The 15,226-nt window shown below is 60.9% G+C and carries 18 protein-coding genes; 14 read left to right on the top strand and 4 right to left on the bottom strand.

The annotated features are described in order from the left end of the window. The 3 genes from K408_RS39715 to K408_RS0135065 form a co-directional block, all read left to right on the top strand. A partial coding sequence (locus K408_RS39715) for a DUF3363 domain-containing protein (RefSeq protein WP_035698859.1) occupies positions 1-413 on the top strand: 413 nt, incomplete at its 5' end. Positions 414-437: 24 nt separating this feature from the next. Beyond that, a complete protein-coding gene (locus K408_RS0135060) occupies positions 438-2,426 on the top strand; it encodes a conjugal transfer protein TraG (RefSeq protein WP_006022599.1) in 1,989 nt (662 codons plus the stop codon). Positions 2,427-2,433: 7 nt separating this feature from the next. Further along, positions 2,434-2,862, top strand: coding sequence for a hypothetical protein (locus K408_RS0135065; protein ID WP_006022598.1), 429 nt, complete (start codon positions 2,434-2,436; stop codon positions 2,860-2,862). An 81-nt stretch (positions 2,863-2,943) separates the two neighbouring features. Here the strand turns inward: K408_RS0135065 and K408_RS0135070 are convergent, their stop codons facing one another. The 3 genes from K408_RS0135070 to K408_RS0135080 all read right to left on the bottom strand — a co-directional run bounded on the left by K408_RS0135070 (position 2,944) and on the right by K408_RS0135080 (position 5,042). Continuing rightward, on the bottom strand, positions 2,944-3,582 hold the full coding sequence (locus K408_RS0135070) for a response regulator transcription factor (RefSeq protein ID WP_006022597.1): 639 nt from the start codon (positions 3,580-3,582) through the stop codon (positions 2,944-2,946). Beyond that, positions 3,579-4,598 (bottom strand): sensor histidine kinase, encoded by a 1,020-nt coding sequence (locus K408_RS0135075; RefSeq protein ID WP_197057830.1) that lies wholly within the window; start codon positions 4,596-4,598, stop codon positions 3,579-3,581. The genes K408_RS0135070 and K408_RS0135075 overlap by 4 nt, the downstream gene beginning before the upstream one ends. Before the next feature lie 165 nt (positions 4,599-4,763). Next, complete coding sequence (locus tag K408_RS0135080) at positions 4,764-5,042, bottom strand: metal/formaldehyde-sensitive transcriptional repressor (protein WP_006022595.1); 279 nt, start codon at positions 5,040-5,042, stop codon at positions 4,764-4,766. Positions 5,043-5,382: 340 nt separating this feature from the next. Between K408_RS0135080 and K408_RS42480 the strand changes: the two genes are divergently transcribed. The 5 genes from K408_RS42480 (at position 5,383) to K408_RS0135105 (ending at position 9,035) form a co-directional block, all read left to right on the top strand. Further along, complete coding sequence (locus K408_RS42480; protein WP_155248796.1) at positions 5,383-5,598, top strand: hypothetical protein; 216 nt, start codon at positions 5,383-5,385, stop codon at positions 5,596-5,598. A gap of 77 nt (positions 5,599-5,675) precedes the next feature. Further along, complete coding sequence (gene hisE, locus K408_RS40800; RefSeq protein WP_006022593.1) at positions 5,676-6,194, top strand: phosphoribosyl-ATP diphosphatase; 519 nt, start codon at positions 5,676-5,678, stop codon at positions 6,192-6,194. 32 nt (positions 6,195-6,226) lie between these two features. Beyond that, positions 6,227-6,598, top strand: coding sequence for an SLOG family protein (locus tag K408_RS39725; RefSeq protein WP_242443339.1), 372 nt, complete (start codon positions 6,227-6,229; stop codon positions 6,596-6,598). A gap of 46 nt (positions 6,599-6,644) precedes the next feature. Further along, the gene (locus K408_RS39730) at positions 6,645-8,411 is read left to right on the top strand and encodes an NRAMP family divalent metal transporter (RefSeq protein WP_006022591.1); all 1,767 of its coding nucleotides are present in this window, start codon (positions 6,645-6,647) and stop codon (positions 8,409-8,411) included. 171 nt (positions 8,412-8,582) lie between these two features. Next, entirely contained in the window at positions 8,583-9,035 is a 453-nt protein-coding gene (locus K408_RS0135105) for a hypothetical protein (RefSeq protein WP_006022590.1), read from the top strand. A 361-nt stretch (positions 9,036-9,396) separates the two neighbouring features. Here the strand turns inward: K408_RS0135105 and K408_RS0135110 are convergent, their stop codons facing one another. After that, positions 9,397-9,603: a hypothetical protein gene (locus K408_RS0135110; RefSeq protein WP_006022588.1), complete on the bottom strand. Its 207-nt coding sequence runs from the start codon at positions 9,601-9,603 to the stop codon at positions 9,397-9,399. 373 nt (positions 9,604-9,976) lie between these two features. Between K408_RS0135110 and trbB the strand changes: the two genes are divergently transcribed. From trbB to trbK-alt, 6 genes are read left to right on the top strand one after another with little or no spacing between them, the layout of a single operon-like run. Then, positions 9,977-10,993: a P-type conjugative transfer ATPase TrbB gene (gene trbB / locus K408_RS0135120; RefSeq protein ID WP_024343194.1), complete on the top strand. Its 1,017-nt coding sequence runs from the start codon at positions 9,977-9,979 to the stop codon at positions 10,991-10,993. Continuing rightward, on the top strand, positions 10,990-11,322 hold the full coding sequence (locus K408_RS0135125; RefSeq protein ID WP_006022586.1) for a TrbC/VirB2 family type IV secretion system protein: 333 nt from the start codon (positions 10,990-10,992) through the stop codon (positions 11,320-11,322). Before trbB ends, K408_RS0135125 begins: the two co-directional genes overlap by 4 nt. Beyond that, positions 11,322-11,603 carry a VirB3 family type IV secretion system protein gene (locus tag K408_RS0135130; protein WP_006022585.1) on the top strand — a complete coding sequence of 94 codons (282 nt, stop codon included), beginning with the start codon at positions 11,322-11,324 and terminating at the stop codon, positions 11,601-11,603. The genes K408_RS0135125 and K408_RS0135130 overlap by 1 nt, the downstream gene beginning before the upstream one ends. Positions 11,604-11,616: 13 nt before the next feature. Continuing rightward, positions 11,617-14,055 (top strand): conjugal transfer protein TrbE, encoded by a 2,439-nt coding sequence (gene trbE, locus K408_RS0135135; protein WP_006022584.1) that lies wholly within the window; start codon positions 11,617-11,619, stop codon positions 14,053-14,055. Next, positions 14,052-14,813, top strand: coding sequence for a P-type conjugative transfer protein TrbJ (gene trbJ / locus K408_RS0135140; RefSeq protein ID WP_006022583.1), 762 nt, complete (start codon positions 14,052-14,054; stop codon positions 14,811-14,813). Before trbE ends, trbJ begins: the two co-directional genes overlap by 4 nt. A 10-nt stretch (positions 14,814-14,823) precedes the next feature. Further along, positions 14,824-15,225 carry a putative entry exclusion protein TrbK-alt gene (gene trbK-alt, locus K408_RS0135145; protein ID WP_024343195.1) on the top strand — a complete coding sequence of 134 codons (402 nt, stop codon included), beginning with the start codon at positions 14,824-14,826 and terminating at the stop codon, positions 15,223-15,225. Position 15,226 lies beyond the last annotated feature (1 nt).

Here is a 15,226-nt window from a genome sequence, read left to right on the forward strand (position 1 = left end):
CCCTGTCCGAGGCCGGCTTCGGCGCCGAGGTACGGCAGGCGCTGGATCGACGCGCGGATCATCTGGTCGGACAGGGCTTCGGCGAGCGACACGGCCAGCGTGTCACCTTCAATCGCGGGCTGATCGACACGCTGCGCCGTCGCGAGCTGGAAGCGGCCGGCGAAAAACTCTCCGCCGAAACAGGCCAGCCGTTCAATCGCGCGGGAAGCGGCGAGTATGTTGCCGGCACCTACCGCCAGCGTTTGGCACTCGCCTCCGGCCGCTTTGCCATGCTGGACGACGGCCTCGGCTTCCAACTCGTGCCCTGGTCACCCTCTCTGGAAAAGCACCTCGGCAAGCATGTTTCCGGCGTCGCCCGCGATGATGGCGGCATCGACTGGAGCTTTGGCCGCAAACGAGGGCTCGGCCTCTAACCTCTCTCCGAAAGGACCGTTCCAATGTCCGCCACGAAGATCCTATGGGGCCAGATCCTCACCGTTTTCCTGATCGTCCTCGCCACCACTTGGGGCGCAACGGAATGGGTGGCTTGGCGATTGGCGTTCCAGCCGGAGTTGGGCGCGCCGTGGTTCACGCTGTTCGGCTTTCCTTTCTATCTGCCACCCTCCTTCTTCTGGTGGTGGTACGGCTTCGACGCCTACGCACCCGCGATCTTCGTCGAAGGCGCTTTCATCGCGGCGTCCGGTGGCTTCATCTCGATCGCCGTCGCCATCGGCATGTCGGTCTGGCGTGCACGCGAGGCCAAGAAGGTCGAGACCTATGGCTCGGCGCGTTGGGCCGAGAAGAAGGAGGTGGAGACGGCCGGCCTTCTCGGTCCCGATGGTGTCGTGCTGGGACGCTACGAGCACGCTTATCTGCGCCATGATGGGCCTGAACATGTTCTGTGCTTCGCGCCCACCCGAAGCGGCAAGGGTGTTGGCCTCGTTGTGCCCTCGCTGTTGACCTGGCCGGGCTCGGCGATTGTTCACGACATCAAGGGCGAGAACTGGCAGCTCACCGCCGGCTTCCGCGCCAGGCACGGCCGCGTGCTGCTCTTTGACCCGACCAACACAAAATCCGCTGCCTACAATCCTCTGCTCGAGGTGCGCCGCGGCGAATGGGAGGTTCGCGACGTCCAGAACATCGCCGACATCCTGGTCGACCCAGAAGGGTCGTTGGACAAGCGGAACCATTGGGAAAAGACGAGCCATGCGCTGCTAGTCGGCGCGATCCTCCACGTCCTCTATGCGGAAAAGGACAAGACTCTGGCCGGCGTCGCGGCGTTCCTCTCTGATCCGAAGCGACCAATTGAATCCACCCTCGATGCGATGATGAAGACGGCGCATCTCGGCGACGCCGGACCGCATCCCGTGATCGCCAGCGCCGCACGCGAGCTCCTCAACAAATCCGACAACGAACGCTCAGGCGTGCTCTCTACCGCCATGTCGTTCCTGGGACTCTATCGCGATCCCGTCGTCGCCGAAGTGACGCGGCGCTGTGACTGGCGGATCTCCGATATCGTGGGCGGAAAATACCCGGCAACACTCTATCTCGTCGTGCCACCATCCGACATCAACCGCACCAAACCGCTTATCCGACTGATCCTCAATCAAATCGGCCGACGCCTGACCGAGGATCTGCAAGCAAAGGGCGAACGCCATCGTCTCCTGCTGATGTTGGACGAGTTTCCGGCGCTGGGGAGGCTCGACTTCTTTGAGTCAGCACTGGCCTTCATGGCCGGCTACGGTCTGAAGAGCTTCCTGATCGCGCAATCCCTAAACCAGATCGAAAAGGCCTACGGGGCGAACAATTCGATCCTCGACAATTGCCATGTGCGCGTCAGCTTCGCGACCAACGACGAGCGTACCGCCAAGCGCGTTTCGGACGCCCTCGGCACCGCCACCGAGATGAAGGCCATGAAGAACTATGCCGGCCACCGGCTGTCCCCCTGGCTTGGCCATCTGATGGTTTCGCGCTCGGAAACAGCTCGGCCACTGCTCACACCTGGCGAAATCATGCAGCTCCCTCCCACCGACGAGATCGTCATGGCGGCGGGCACGCCGCCGATTCGTGCGAAGAAGGCGCGCTATTACGAGGATGCTCGGTTCAAGGAACGCCTGCTGCCGCCGCCCGCGCTCACAACGTCGCAGCAAGGACAGCCCGACGATTGGACCACGCACCAGTTGCCAGCCCGACCACAGATTGCCGAGGCCACCTTGCTAGCGCAGCCCGCCGATGAAGATCCAACCGAGTCGGAACGCCGCCAGCAACCGGAACTCAATCGGGTGAACCCCGTCGAGAAGAAAGTGCCAATCGACAACCCGTTCGAGATCGATACCGATCGGGACGAGTCTGACGACGATGCCGTGCGCACCAGCCGTATGAACCGGCTCATGCAGGGCGTCGCGCGCCAGGTCTCGCTCGACCCCGGTGACGGCATGGAGCTGTGAGACGCCCGTGACGAAACCACCCCGCAAGCAACGCCTCTCCGTCTATCTCGACCCCTCTGTCATGAACCGGCTCGCAGATCACGCCGCGCGCCGCGACCATTCGCGATCGTTGGTCGCGGAGGCGGCGATCGAGTCATTCCTCTCACCCGATGCCGCCGAACGCCAGGAGGCCGTCATCACGAAACGCCTCGACCAGCTCGACCGACGCATGTCGCGGATGGAGCGCGATATCGGAATATCGGTCGAGATGCTCGCAGTCTTCGTGCGCTTCTGGGTGACCACCACACCGAGTTTGCCAGAACCTGCTGCGCAGGCCGCGCGCGCCAAAGCTGGCGAACGCTATGATCAGTTTGTCACAGCTCTCGGCCGCCGTCTCGCGAAGGGCCCGAAGCTTCATCAGGAGATTTCTGAGGACGTTGATGGCGAGGCAGAATAGCTCGTCAGATCGCGCACGCTCCTGCGTGAGCCCAAGCTGCTCTCCAAGGCCGCATTGAAGTCAGCAATAATCGACTGCCTCTCAATCCCTTATTCTTTCCAATCTCTCGGACATCCGCCCGAGTTCAAGCAAGGATGCCGCCTCCATCTTCCGCATGATCTGCGCCCGACACACCTTCACCGTGATTTCGCTGAGTGCAAACTTCGCAGCAATTTGCTTTGTGAGTTTTCCATCAAGTATCATGTCCATAACTTGGCGCTCGCGAACAGAAAGCGAATCGTACCGCGCGCGAAGATCAGCTGTCATTGTCTTCTCGTTTCGTCGGATTTGCGAAGTCTGGAGACCGAGATAGATCGCATCAAGTAGGTCTTGGTCCCTAAACGGCTTGGTCAGAAATTCGATCGCGCCAAACTTCATAGCCCGGACCGACATCGGGATATCCCCGTGCGCCGTAATGAACACGACCGGGATCTCCACACGCGTTCTGAAAAGCTCTTGTTGGAAATCCAAGCCGTTCTGACCCGGCATTCTAACGTCCAATACCAAGCAAATCGGCGTATCAGGAATCGACCACGCCAAAAACTCGTGCGTAGACGCAAAGGTGTGAATATCAAGTCCGACAGAACTCAGGAGATTTCTGAGCGCTTCACGCACGGAAAGATCATCGTCGACGACGGCTACCGTGCCGCCCACAACGACGGGCTGTTTCGACTGTCTCATAGTATTTTCTCCCTGTCGCCAGGCAGAGTAAAACAAAAGGTAGCGCCGCGCGGATTGGTCGGCTCAGCCCAAATATTACCGCCGTGAGATTCAATAATTGATCGGCATATTGAAAGTCCAATTCCCATGCCATCGCTCTTGGTGGAGTGAAAGGCATCGAAAAGATGCCTTACGAAGCCAGGATCGATACCGCCTCCCGTGTCTTCTATCGTGATCATCACGCCGGACGCGCTTGATTTAGCGGAGTTTATTCGAATCTCACGAACACTGCTCTGCAGCGTACCCATCGCATCTATCGCGTTCACGAGAAGGTTGAGTGCAACCTGTTGAAGTTGAATACGATCACCGAAGATCATGGGCAGATCACTCGACAGGTTCGTATAAACGGAAACTCGGCTTTCTCGGAAACGGCTTTGCAAAAGCCCCAGCACCTCTCTGATTACGACGTTGATCTCAATCCAGGACCTCTTTGGTTCTGCACGCATAGACAGCGCTTGGACGCGCTTGATGATTTCACTTGCTCGGTTTGCGTCGCTGACGATGCTATCTATCGAAGACGCGGCTTTTTCTAGGTTCGCGGGATCTCCGTGAATCCAGCGTGTACATGCATTGGCGTTGGTCACGATTGCGGCGAGCGGCTGATTGACCTCATGGGCGATTGAGGCAGCGATCTCGCCGAGAGTCGTGATCCGAGCGACGTGCGCAAGGCGGGTCTGCGCCTGTTCGGCCGCCACACGAGCGGTCTCCATCTTGACAGCGAGATAGGTCGTTGCCGCGATCGCCAGCAGGCTGATCGAGGTGTTGACGACTCCGGTTCCGAAGCTTCCACTCGGCGTCAGGATGTAGCTCGCGATCGTCAACGCGATGCATATTCCAGAGACCGTGCCCATGCCCCGCGTGTGGCTGAAGCGAGCCGACAATAGAACGACAATCACATAAAACGTCGCAGCGGATATCTCGTAAGGGGTTATGGTGTCGATGATGAAGATGCCGATAGTGAGGATGCCGATCAGCAAGGGAAGCGTTCCAGACCTAACGAGGCGCCATAGCCCATCGATGAACGTCAGTAGTTCCCTTGAACGGGTGCCGAGCGGGTATCGATGCGTCAAGTTTGCCTCGTGATCTATAGGATCGACGTGGGCAGGCTGATTGACTGGTGTTTTTTGTGGAGCCATCGCAGTTCACTTGATGTAGGTGTGCAAAACGTCGACTAATTCGAGCGCGGCATTACGTTCAGCTTCTGTGGGCGTGCGGTTCGCATCGACCATATGCGCTTGAATGTGCCCATTGACGACTTCGGCCATGATTCCGTTGATCGCACCGCGCGTGGCCGTGACTATCCGCATCACGTCGCCGCAACTCTCATCCGCGATGAGGGCCCGTTCAATCGCATCGACCTGACCTCGAAGGCGTCGGACCCTATTCAGCAGCTTCTGCTTCTCAGCCACCGCATGCGCCATCGCGTCCCTCCGCTATACCCGGGTATAGTTGTAATATACCCCCCAGAGTATATATGAATGTCGCGCGAAGTGAAGACCGGCAGGGTTGTTCGCGTCGTGGTCCAGTTCGTCGTGAATTGGATCCGGATTGGCACAGCAGAGGATCATATGAACCCGCGATCTAGCAACGACCCCTCGGAGGGAGATAGTAGGCGTCAGTCACCTGCTATCGACGCTCCGCTGGGTTGCATCATCGCTCGGGTCGGTTCTGCCGACGTAACTGCGCCAGCACTTCGACGCTGAGCACCGTCCGTCCAGGCCACCCGGGTTCGAGCAACTGCTTGAACAGACGGAGGTGGCCATGGCCGCTCATCTCAACATCGACACACGTCGGGCGCCACCGGTGGTCGCCCATGATGATATTCAATTCGCCGGGGTGTTTCCCGGCTTGAAATTGGGCGCTCGCAACTTGGCGAGACCAAAGCTTCTTGCCCATTGGCATCAGGAATCCGATGGCCGGCTGATTGGGGGCTGGCAATTGCAGACATCCGCCACTCTGAAGAATCCTGACGATTGATCATAGCGACACACGGCAATGCCGTGCGCAGCGTAGCGCTGCTGTTGGCAGCAAAGTTCAAACGAAGGGATTAACTAATGAATGCAGTGGTGGCTTTGCTGCCTGCGCGCCCCGCAGGCACTAATACGACTTGCGCGAATACTATCTTCGCCAACGATTTAGAGCAGCTCTACAACGCGCTGAATGATGTGACATTGACGGAGCATGCTCGCACGGCAGAGCTGATGAATGCCGGATTGCGGAAGATCTCGCAGAAGGTTGTCGAGGAGGCTGCCGAGGTCGCTCTCGAGGCGGTGAGGAAGCGGACCCAAAAGACGGTCAGCGAAAGTGCCGATCTTCTCTATCACTTGGTCGTTCTGTGGCACGCACTCAATATTGAACCCAGCGAAGTCTGGGCCGAGATGCGGCGCCGCGTGGAAAGCATGGGCATTGCCGAAAAGCTTCCTAAGCCGCGTCGGGGAACGACTGATCCCGCCCCGGTCAACGACAGCTCGGAAGGAAATCGCGTACCTGCGCCCTGCATCACCGCCAACTCGCGCGCACCAGCACCGTGTCCCGAAGAGCAGCCCGAAAGGACACGGCCATGCGCCTCCTAGTCTGTGGAGGACGTCACTTCGAGGACGCCGAGATGGTGCATCACGAACTAACTGCACTGCATTGGCGAAAGCCAATCAGCGTTGTGGTCCACGGCAGCATTGCAGGCGTCGGCATCATCGCTGAGGCGTGGGCGCGTCGCCATGGGATCGCTGTGGTGCGTTACCCGCCAAATTGGGAGTTTTACGGCAAGAAGGCCGAAGGGCTGCGCAGCGATTTCATGCTGACAGACAGCCGACCCGACTTTGTCGTGGCTTTCCCAGGGGGGCGCCACACCGCCGATCTCGTCCAACGGGCAATCAACGTCGGGCTCGCCGTGCTCGCCATTCCGCCCAACACGGCTGGAGCTTGCCCAGTCGCAAAGCATCCGCCGCAGCGGGGCCAGCCAACAACCGCTTCGCTCTGATCCAGTGAATTCACCCAAAAACGAGCAAAACTCAACGGAGTTTGAAATGTCCGATACCTCTGCGACATCGCTTGAACAAATCGAATTGGCCTCAAGCGCGCCCGCTGTCCTGGATAGCGCGCATATTGGCGACATCCACGGCGCGTTCGGCACCATCCGGCAGCACGACACCGGTGTACGAAAGACTTGGCGGGCTAGGCTGGCGACCTTGATGGCAATCGTCGGCCCGGGACTGATTGTCATGGTCGGCGACAATGATGCCGGCGCTTTTGGAACCTATACGCAGGCAGGTCAGAACTACGGCACCTCTCTGCTGTGGACGTTGATGCTCTTGATCCCGGTGATTTACGTGAATCAGGAGATGGTGTCACGGCTAGGTGCTGTGACGGGCGTTGGCCATGCACGACTGATATTCGAACGTTTCGGAAAGTTCTGGGGTGCCTTCAGCCTTATAGACCTAGTTCTTCTCAACGGACTAACCATTGTAACCGAGTTCATCGGCATCGTATTCGCACTCCAATATTTTGGTTTGCCAAGAGTTCCGGGACTGATTGTCGCGGCGGTGCTCATAGTGGCCGCCGTCAGCACCGGAAGTTTCAAGCGGTTTGAACGCTTCGCGATGGTTTTGGTCTTTGGCAGTCTGTTGCTAATACCTGTGCTCCTCGCCATCCATCCACCAATCGGTGAGATCGCCCATGGACTGCTCGTGCCGCAATGGCCCGCTCACTCCGACATGGCGGCAGTCATGCTGCTTGTCATTGGCATCGTTGGCACGACCGTCGCACCTTGGCAGCTCTTTTTCCAACAAAGCTATGTTGTCGATAAGCGGATCACGCCCGCCTTCAACGGCTACGAGAAAGTCGATCTTTGCCTCGGGATCCTCCTGGTAGTAATCGGCGCCGTTGCCATGATGGCGTTCTGTGCCGCATTGTTTGCCGGACGGCCGGAATTCGGCAATTTCACGGATACAGGTGCGGTGCTTACGGCGCTGGACAAATATGTGGGTCCATATTCGGCGACGATTTTTGCAATCGCTCTTTTGGATGCTTGCCTCATCGGCGCAGCAGCCGTCTCGCTCTCGACGTCTTATGCGATCGCCGACGTCCTCAGGGTGAGGCACTCATTGCATCGCAAAGTTACGGATGCCATCGGATTCTACGTTGCTTACGGGATTCTCATATTCATTGCCGCAGGCCTTGTTGCCTTCGCAAGTGATGCGCTGCTGGGCCTCTTTGTCAGTGCCGTGCAGGCTCTCGCTGGCGTGCTGCTACCAAGTGCCACGGTCTTCCTGCTCCTCCTTTGCAACGACAAGGCGGTTGTCGGCCCCTGGTCCAACGGTCCTAAGCTCAATGTATTCACCGGAGCAATAATCTGGTCCCTTGTGTTGCTCTCGATCATCCTCACCGTGGCGACCGTCTTCCCAGATGTGGCTGACAGCACAATTCTGAAAATACTGATTGGCGGCTCTTTGCTGGGGCTTTGCGGGTTCGTCTTTTCGTTCGCAGCACGCAAGCGTAGTTATGACGTGCCCGCTGCCGCATATGGCAACGATCAAGATCACCGCTTCGCCAAGATGACGATGCTCGAGCGCCGGAACTGGCGCATGCCGCCGCTTAATCGGCTGCCTGCCCTGCATATGACGTTGATGACGAAGGTCTGGATGGGCGTGCTACGCGGCTATCTTCTGATTGCTGTCGCGCTGATCGGCTTCAAGGTCTTCGTCGCCGCGACCGGCGTCGAGGTCAGCATCCCCCAGATCGGCGGAACGCCAACCAGCAACGACGCTGCTACAAGCAATACCGGCTCGAAGTAGCACGCAAGAAGGCGGGTGACGACGTTGACGCACGGGCGCGAGCACCGACATGTCCGCAATAGCCTCGCGGACGTTGCTATACCCCGCGTCGTCGCCTGCCAACCAAAACGAAAAGGAAACAATCTGAATAGACAAAACTCTTTTGTTCTAACTAGCTGATGGGGGCGCCTCATGTCTGAACAATTCAAGACTCTTCCCGAACGCATCCAGGCGCTTTCCGATGCAACTTCTTGTAGTTCTTTTTCGCTGACCTCAGTCGAGCAGACCAAGGGCTTTCAGATTATCGCTTTTGTCGACAGCTGTTTCGGCGATTCTCAATGCGAGATCGATGCTTGCGGATTGATCGCCGCTATGCTGATCGCTTTTGCCAAAGCGCGCAGCGATCCGTTCACGTTTCATTATTTTGCAACGCGTGCTCTCCATGACGGACTAGAACGTTGCATCGCTATCCTTGTCCAACGCGGCGAAAGGCTGCCCGTTGTCGCCTATGCGCTCATCGCAAATTATATCCGCTGGACGGCTCGACGCCGAGAGATGGCTTTAGCCGCGGCGTTTGAGCGTCTGCGCCTTTATCCGACACTTCCAAACATGTTGATCTGGCCGCCGAAGCGCACGCCAGGATAGCGTGCCAGCGCCTGAGATTCATCGAACAAAAAAAGCCGTGGCAGATTTTCTCAAAGGAGACGCAAAACAATGAGTAATCAACTATCGCATTGGCCTCCGCCACTTCGGATCCGCCTTCTGCTTTTTGTGGTGTCTCGCATCGAACACTTTCTCCTCTTAAGGTGTCCGAAAGGTCGCATCAGGCGATTGGGATTGGCTTGGGTCGACCAGATTCATGCGCGCGTGCGCAAAAAGCTCAGCCGTGCAGAGCTACCCGAAACGCGTTGATGTTTCTTCCGCGTTCGATCGCGCGTCAAATAGCCTTGAATCAGCGCTGAATGGTGAGGAAGCCTACAAATCTCTTTCCGCGCCGATCGGTCCGTCACCGTGATCTATAATCGACGAGGGCTTCATTGCGCCGCGCCGGTGTTAAACTGTCAAGGAGGGCGTTGGCCTTCTCAATTACCTTGCTGCCGATCTCGCGCTGTTGCCCTTGATTGGCTTTTCGGGCGCCCTCGGCGAACACCGATTCCGCGGGGAGTACCGCCGCAGCAAATGCGGCGGCGGCCAAAACCGATCTAAGAAACATAGGCTACTCTACTCGGCTGGGGTTCATGGCTGCAAAGATGCTATCGTACGTACCGTCCCGTTCAGCCCAACGCCGTGCATGATCCCGATTAAGAAGGATCTCACCCCCCGGATGATCTCCGCGATCGAGGATGTCCATCACCTCCACAACAAATGCATTGAGCGGTCATTGTGCGAGGATCAGACGCTTGCGCAGAGCCGGTCAAGCTCCGCGAGCGTATTGGCGTATCGTGCGTCCGACACCGCCGTTCTCCTGTATTTGCACGCTACACTACTACGTCGATGAATCTTTGTTGAATCGCCCCGAAATCTGGCCCCTTTAATCATCCCCGTCTGGGGAAGGACTGTATCGGCCCCGATAGAAACGGGGCACTATGACAGCATCACACCACAATTCGGAAGGCCTCGCGCGCGGCGCAAGGATGCTGCGCACTGCGCTCGGTCCTGCAATCGCGCGCTATCTTGATGACGCCAGCATCGTCGAGGTGATGCTCAATCCCGATGGGCGCCTCTGGATCGACCGACTCTCCGAAGGACTTTCCGATACCGGTGAGCGGCTGTCACCAGCGGACGGCGAACGTATCGTTCGCTTGGTTGCGCACCATGTCGGAGCCGAGGTTCATGCTGGTGCTCCTCGGGTATCCGCAGAGTTGCCTGAAACCGGCGAGCGGTTCGAAGGCCTGCTGCCACCCGTCGTCGCTGCCCCCGCATTCGCGATCCGTAAGCCCGCTGTCGCGGTGTTCACGCTCGACGACTACGTCGCGGCCGGCATCATGTCAGCGACGCAGGCCGAGATACTCCGCCGGAGTGTCTCCTCACGCGCCAACATCCTCGTCGCCGGCGGGACATCCACCGGCAAGACGACGCTGACAAACGCGTTGCTCGCCGAAGTTGCGAAGACCGCCGATCGCGTCGTCCTCATCGAAGACACCCGCGAACTGCAATGCGCCGCGCCGAACCTCGTGGCGATGCGAACAAAAGATGGCGTTGCCTCACTTTCCGATCTCGTTCGCTCTTCGCTGCGTCTGCGGCCCGATCGCATACCCGTTGGCGAAGTGCGCGGCGCCGAAGCGCTCGAACTGCTCAAGGCCTGGGGCACCGGCCATCCTGGCGGGGTCGGCACCATCCACGCCGGCAGCGCGATCGGCGCACTGCGCCGCATGGAGCAGCTCATTCAGGAGGCAGTCGTCACGGTCCCGCGCGCATTGATCGCGGAAACGATCGACCTCGTTGCCGTCCTCTCCGGTCGCGGGTCCGCGCGGCGACTCTCCGAACTCTCGCGCGTCGAAGGCCTCGGTCTCGACGGCGACTACCGCATCGCGCCGGCCACCACGGATGGCGACGGCAGCTCGAGCTTGTTCGTCCCAGCACCTGAAGGAGAAAGCCTGTGATCCAACGCCTGCGGCGCGCGCGCCATCATCTCGTCTTGACCGTTTCCATCGCCACTCTGTCGGCGGTGATGGCAGCCCCCGCTCACGCTTCCGGTTCGTCGATGCCGTGGGAACAGCCTCTCCAACAGATCCTGCAGTCGATTGAAGGTCCCGTGGCGAAAATCATGGCGGTGATCATCATCATCGTTACCGGCCTGACGCTGGCCTTCGGCGATACCTCCGGCGGCTTCCGCAGGTTGATCCAGATCGTGTTTGGTCTCTCGATTGCCTTCGCCGCGTCGAGCTTCTTCCTGTCGTTCTTCTCGTTCGGCGGCGGGGCGCTGGTCTGATGACGGGCGCTGTCGATCAGGGCGGCGACGTCCCAGGCTATACCGTCCCCGTTCACCGGGCACTGACCGAGCCGATCCTGCTCGGCGGCGCCCCACGGGCTATCGCCATCATGAACGGGACGCTCGCTGGCGCGGTCGGCCTAGGGCTTCGCCTCTGGCTGGTGGGGATCGCGATCTGGGCGATCGGCCACGTCACCGCGGTGTGGGCTGCCAAGCGCGATCCGCTCTTCGTCGACGTTGTGCGCCGCCATCTGCGCGTCCCCGCACACCTTTCGGTCTGAGGGGAGCGCGGCCATGATGAACCTTGCCGAATATCGCAATCGCAACAGCCGCCTGGCCGACTTCCTCCCCTGGGTCGCGCTGGTGGGCTCCGGCATCGTCCTCAACAAGGACGGCAGCTTTCAGCGCACCGCGCGGTTTCGCGGCCCCGATCTCGACAGCGCCGTACAGGCTGAGCTAGTCGCCATCGCCGGCCGCCTCAACAATGCGTTCCGTCGCCTTGGATCAGGCTGGGCAATCTTCGTCGAGGCGCAGCGGCAAGCTTCGAACCTCTATCCCGACAGCCGCTTTCCCGATCCCGCCTCGGCGCTGGTCGACGCCGAGCGCAAAGCGGATTTCGAGGAAGCTGGCGCACATTTCGAGTCGAGCTATTTCCTGACCTTCACCTATCTGCCGCCGGCCGAGGACGCCGCGCGCGCGGAATCCTGGCTCTATGAAGGCCGGGAAAAGTCGGGCCTCGACCCCAACGAGGTGATGACCGGGTTCGCCGATCGCACCGATCGCATCCTGCGCCTGGTCGAAGCCTTCATGCCCGAATGCCGCTGGCTTGATGACGCGGAGACGCTCACCTATCTCCACGGCTGCGTCTCGACCAAACGGCACCGTGTCCGCGTCCCCGAAACGCCGATCTATCTCGACGCGCTGCTCGCCGACCAGCCGCTCACCGGCGGGCTCGAGCCGCGCCTTGGCGCGTCGCATCTGCGCATCCTCACCGTCACAGGCTTTCCAACGGCGACGACACCTGGCCTGCTCGACGAGCTGAACCGTCTCGCATTTCCGTATCGTTGGTCGACGCGGGCGATCCTGCTCGACAAGACCGACGCGACCAAGCTGCTGACCAAGATCCGCCGGCAATGGTTCGCCAAGCGCAAGTCGATCGCCGCGATCCTCAAGGAGGTAATGACCAACGAGGCGTCCGTCCTCGTGGACACCGACGCCGCGAACAAGGCCGCCGATGCCGACATGGCGCTCCAGGAACTCGGCGCCGACTATGCCGGGATGGCCTACGTCACCGCGACGGTGACGGTGTGGGACGAGGATCCGCGCGCTGCCGACGAGAAGCTGCGCCTCGTCGAGAAGGTCATTCAGGGCCGCGACTTCACTGCCATGGCCGAGACGATCAACGCGGTGGACGCCTGGCTCGGATCATTGCCCGGCCACGTCTATGCGAACGTCCGCCAGCCGCCGATCTCCACGCTCAATCTCGCCCACATGATCCCGCTGTCGGCGGTGTGGGCGGGGCCGGAACGGGACGAGCATTTTGCAGCGCCCCCACTGCTCTTCGGCAAGACCGAAGGCTCCACCCCGTTCCGGCTTTCGCTTCACGTCGGCGACGTCGGCCACACGCTGATCGTTGGCCCGACCGGCGCGGGCAAGTCGGTCCTGCTGGCGCTGATGGCGCTGCAGTTCCGACGCTATGCTCGCGCCCAAGTCTTCGCCTTCGACTTCGGCGGCTCGATCCGCGCGGCGGCGCTCGGCATGGGCGGCGATTGGCATGACCTCGGCGGCGATCTCAGTGACGGCGCGACCGATAACGTCAGCCTTCAACCGCTCGCCCGCGTTCACGACGTGCCCGAGCGCGCCTGGGCGGGCGACTGGATCGTATCGATCCTGACCCGCGAGGGCGTGGCGATCACGCCCGAGGTGAAGGAGCATATCTGGACGGCGCTGACCTCGCTGGCATCGGCGCCCGTCGAGGAGCGCACGATCACCGGCCTGGTCGTGCTGCTCCAGTCGAACGATCTCAAACAGGCGCTCAGGCCCTATTGCGTCGGCGGTCCCTACGGCCGGCTGCTCGACGCTGAACGCGAGTATCTTGGCTCGGCGTTCGTTCAAGCGTTCGAGACTGAGGGGCTGATCGGCACCGGCGCGGCGCCGGCGGTTCTCTCCTATCTCTTCCATCGGATCGAAGATCGGCTCGACGGTTCGCCGACTCTTCTCATTATCGACGAAGGCTGGCTGGCGCTGGACGATGACGGTTTCGCCGGCCAGCTCCGCGAATGGCTGAAGACGCTGCGCAAGAAGAACGCCAGCGTCATCTTCGCCACGCAATCGCTCAGCGACATCGACGGCTCGGCCATCGCGCCTGCCATCATCGAAAGCTGCCAGACCCGGCTTCTGCTGCCGAACGAGCGCGCGATCGAGCCGCAGATCACGGCGATCTATCGGCGCTTCGGCCTCAACGACCGCCAGATCGAGATCATCGCGCGGGCAATGCCCAAGCGCGACTATTACTGCCAGTCGCGGCGCGGCAACCGCCTCTTCGAGCTCGGTCTGTCCGATGTCGCGCTCGCTCTGTGCGCCGCGTCATCGAAGACCGACCAGGCGGCCATTGCCCGCATCGTCGCCGAACACGGCCGCGACGGCTTCCTCGCCGCATGGCTCGATCACCGTGAGGTCGGTTGGGCCGCCGATCTCATCCCCACGCTCACCAACAAGGAGACGTCCCAATGAAACTGCGCAATTCCCGCGCAGCGCGTTTTGCTGCCGCGCTGCTGACCGCTCCCGTCGCGCTCGCGCCCATGCTGGCGACGCCCGCTCACGCCATCATCGTATTCGATCCCTCGAACTATGCGCAGAACGTGCTCACGGCGGCGCGATCGCTTCAGCAGATCACCAACCAGATCACCTCGCTTCAGAACGAAGCGCAAATGCTGATCAACCAGGCACGCAACCTTGCGAGCCTGCCGTTCTCGTCGCTGCAACAGCTTCAGCAGTCCGTCCAGCGCACGCAGCAGCTTCTCAACCAGGCGCAGAATATCGCCTACGACGTCCAGCAGATCGACCGGATGTTCCAGCAGAAGTACGGGAACGTCTCGCTGTCCGCTTCGGATCAGCAACTCGTCACCGATGCCCGCTCGCGCTGGCAGAACACGGTCGGCGGCCTGCAGGACGCAATGCGGGTGCAGGCGGGCGTCGTCGGCAACATCGACACCAATCGCACGCAGATGTCGGCGCTGATCGGCCAGAGCCAGGGCGCGACCGGCGCGCTGCAGGCGACGCAGGCCGGCAACCAACTCCTTGCGCTCCAGGCGCAGCAACTCGCGGATCTCACCGCCGTCGTGGCGGCCAACGGCCGGGCGCAGGCCTTGCAGTCGGCCGAGCAGGCCGCCGCCGCCGAACAGGGCCGCGAGCAGCGCCGGCGTTTCCTGACGCCGGGCTCGGGCTACCAGCCCGGCAATGCCCGCATGTTCCCGAACAGCGGCAACTGAGGCTGGCACGATGGACGGCAAGACCCTCGCTCGCGTCGGCGCCATCGTCTTCGTCGCGGTCGCCATCACGGCGACCGCGATCGAGATGAACCGCAAGGACGTTTCGACGGACGTCCTCGCGACGCGGGGCCGTCCAGTCACAGCCTTAGATCCACTCACCGCAGAACTGCTTCGCTGTTCCGAGATCGGCGAGGCCGGCACGCGTGACCCCGGTTGCCTGAAGGCGTGGGCGGAGAACCGGCGCCGCTTCCTCGGCCGGCCGGCACCGGTTTCATCACCGTCGCCGGTTGCGCCAGCCACGCTGTTTCCAAGCGCGCCCGCGTCGGCCGCTCCCATCCACAAAGACAGTGCGCCAGCGGACGTGACCGGGCCTGCGATGCAGGCCGAGCCCGCTCAGCCAGAGGTTCGCTGAC

Origin of the sequence: Bradyrhizobium sp. in8p8 (assembly GCF_000426845.1) — a bacterium.
Classification (GTDB): domain Bacteria; phylum Pseudomonadota; class Alphaproteobacteria; order Rhizobiales; family Xanthobacteraceae; genus Bradyrhizobium; species Bradyrhizobium japonicum_C.

Excerpts from the sequence above, each read along its gene's own strand:
- K408_RS0135060 (WP_006022599.1), top strand. The coding sequence starts at position 438 with ATGTCCGCCACGAAGATCCTATGGGGCCAGATCCTCACCGTTTTCCTG.
- K408_RS0135070 (WP_006022597.1), bottom strand. The coding sequence starts at position 3,582 with ATGAGACAGTCGAAACAGCCCGTCGTTGTGGGCGGCACGGTAGCCGTC.
- K408_RS0135080 (WP_006022595.1), bottom strand. The coding sequence starts at position 5,042 with ATGGCGCATGCGGTGGCTGAGAAGCAGAAGCTGCTGAATAGGGTCCGA.
- K408_RS42480 (WP_155248796.1), top strand. The coding sequence starts at position 5,383 with ATGGCCGCTCATCTCAACATCGACACACGTCGGGCGCCACCGGTGGTC.
- hisE (WP_006022593.1), top strand. The coding sequence starts at position 5,676 with ATGAATGCAGTGGTGGCTTTGCTGCCTGCGCGCCCCGCAGGCACTAAT.
- K408_RS39725 (WP_242443339.1), top strand. The coding sequence starts at position 6,227 with ATGGTGCATCACGAACTAACTGCACTGCATTGGCGAAAGCCAATCAGC.
- K408_RS39730 (WP_006022591.1), top strand. The coding sequence starts at position 6,645 with ATGTCCGATACCTCTGCGACATCGCTTGAACAAATCGAATTGGCCTCA.
- K408_RS0135105 (WP_006022590.1), top strand. The coding sequence starts at position 8,583 with ATGTCTGAACAATTCAAGACTCTTCCCGAACGCATCCAGGCGCTTTCC.
- K408_RS0135110 (WP_006022588.1), bottom strand. The coding sequence starts at position 9,603 with ATGTTTCTTAGATCGGTTTTGGCCGCCGCCGCATTTGCTGCGGCGGTA.
- trbB (WP_024343194.1), top strand. The coding sequence starts at position 9,977 with ATGACAGCATCACACCACAATTCGGAAGGCCTCGCGCGCGGCGCAAGG.
- K408_RS0135130 (WP_006022585.1), top strand. The coding sequence starts at position 11,322 with ATGACGGGCGCTGTCGATCAGGGCGGCGACGTCCCAGGCTATACCGTC.
- trbE (WP_006022584.1), top strand. The coding sequence starts at position 11,617 with ATGATGAACCTTGCCGAATATCGCAATCGCAACAGCCGCCTGGCCGAC.
- trbJ (WP_006022583.1), top strand. The coding sequence starts at position 14,052 with ATGAAACTGCGCAATTCCCGCGCAGCGCGTTTTGCTGCCGCGCTGCTG.
- trbK-alt (WP_024343195.1), top strand. The coding sequence starts at position 14,824 with ATGGACGGCAAGACCCTCGCTCGCGTCGGCGCCATCGTCTTCGTCGCG.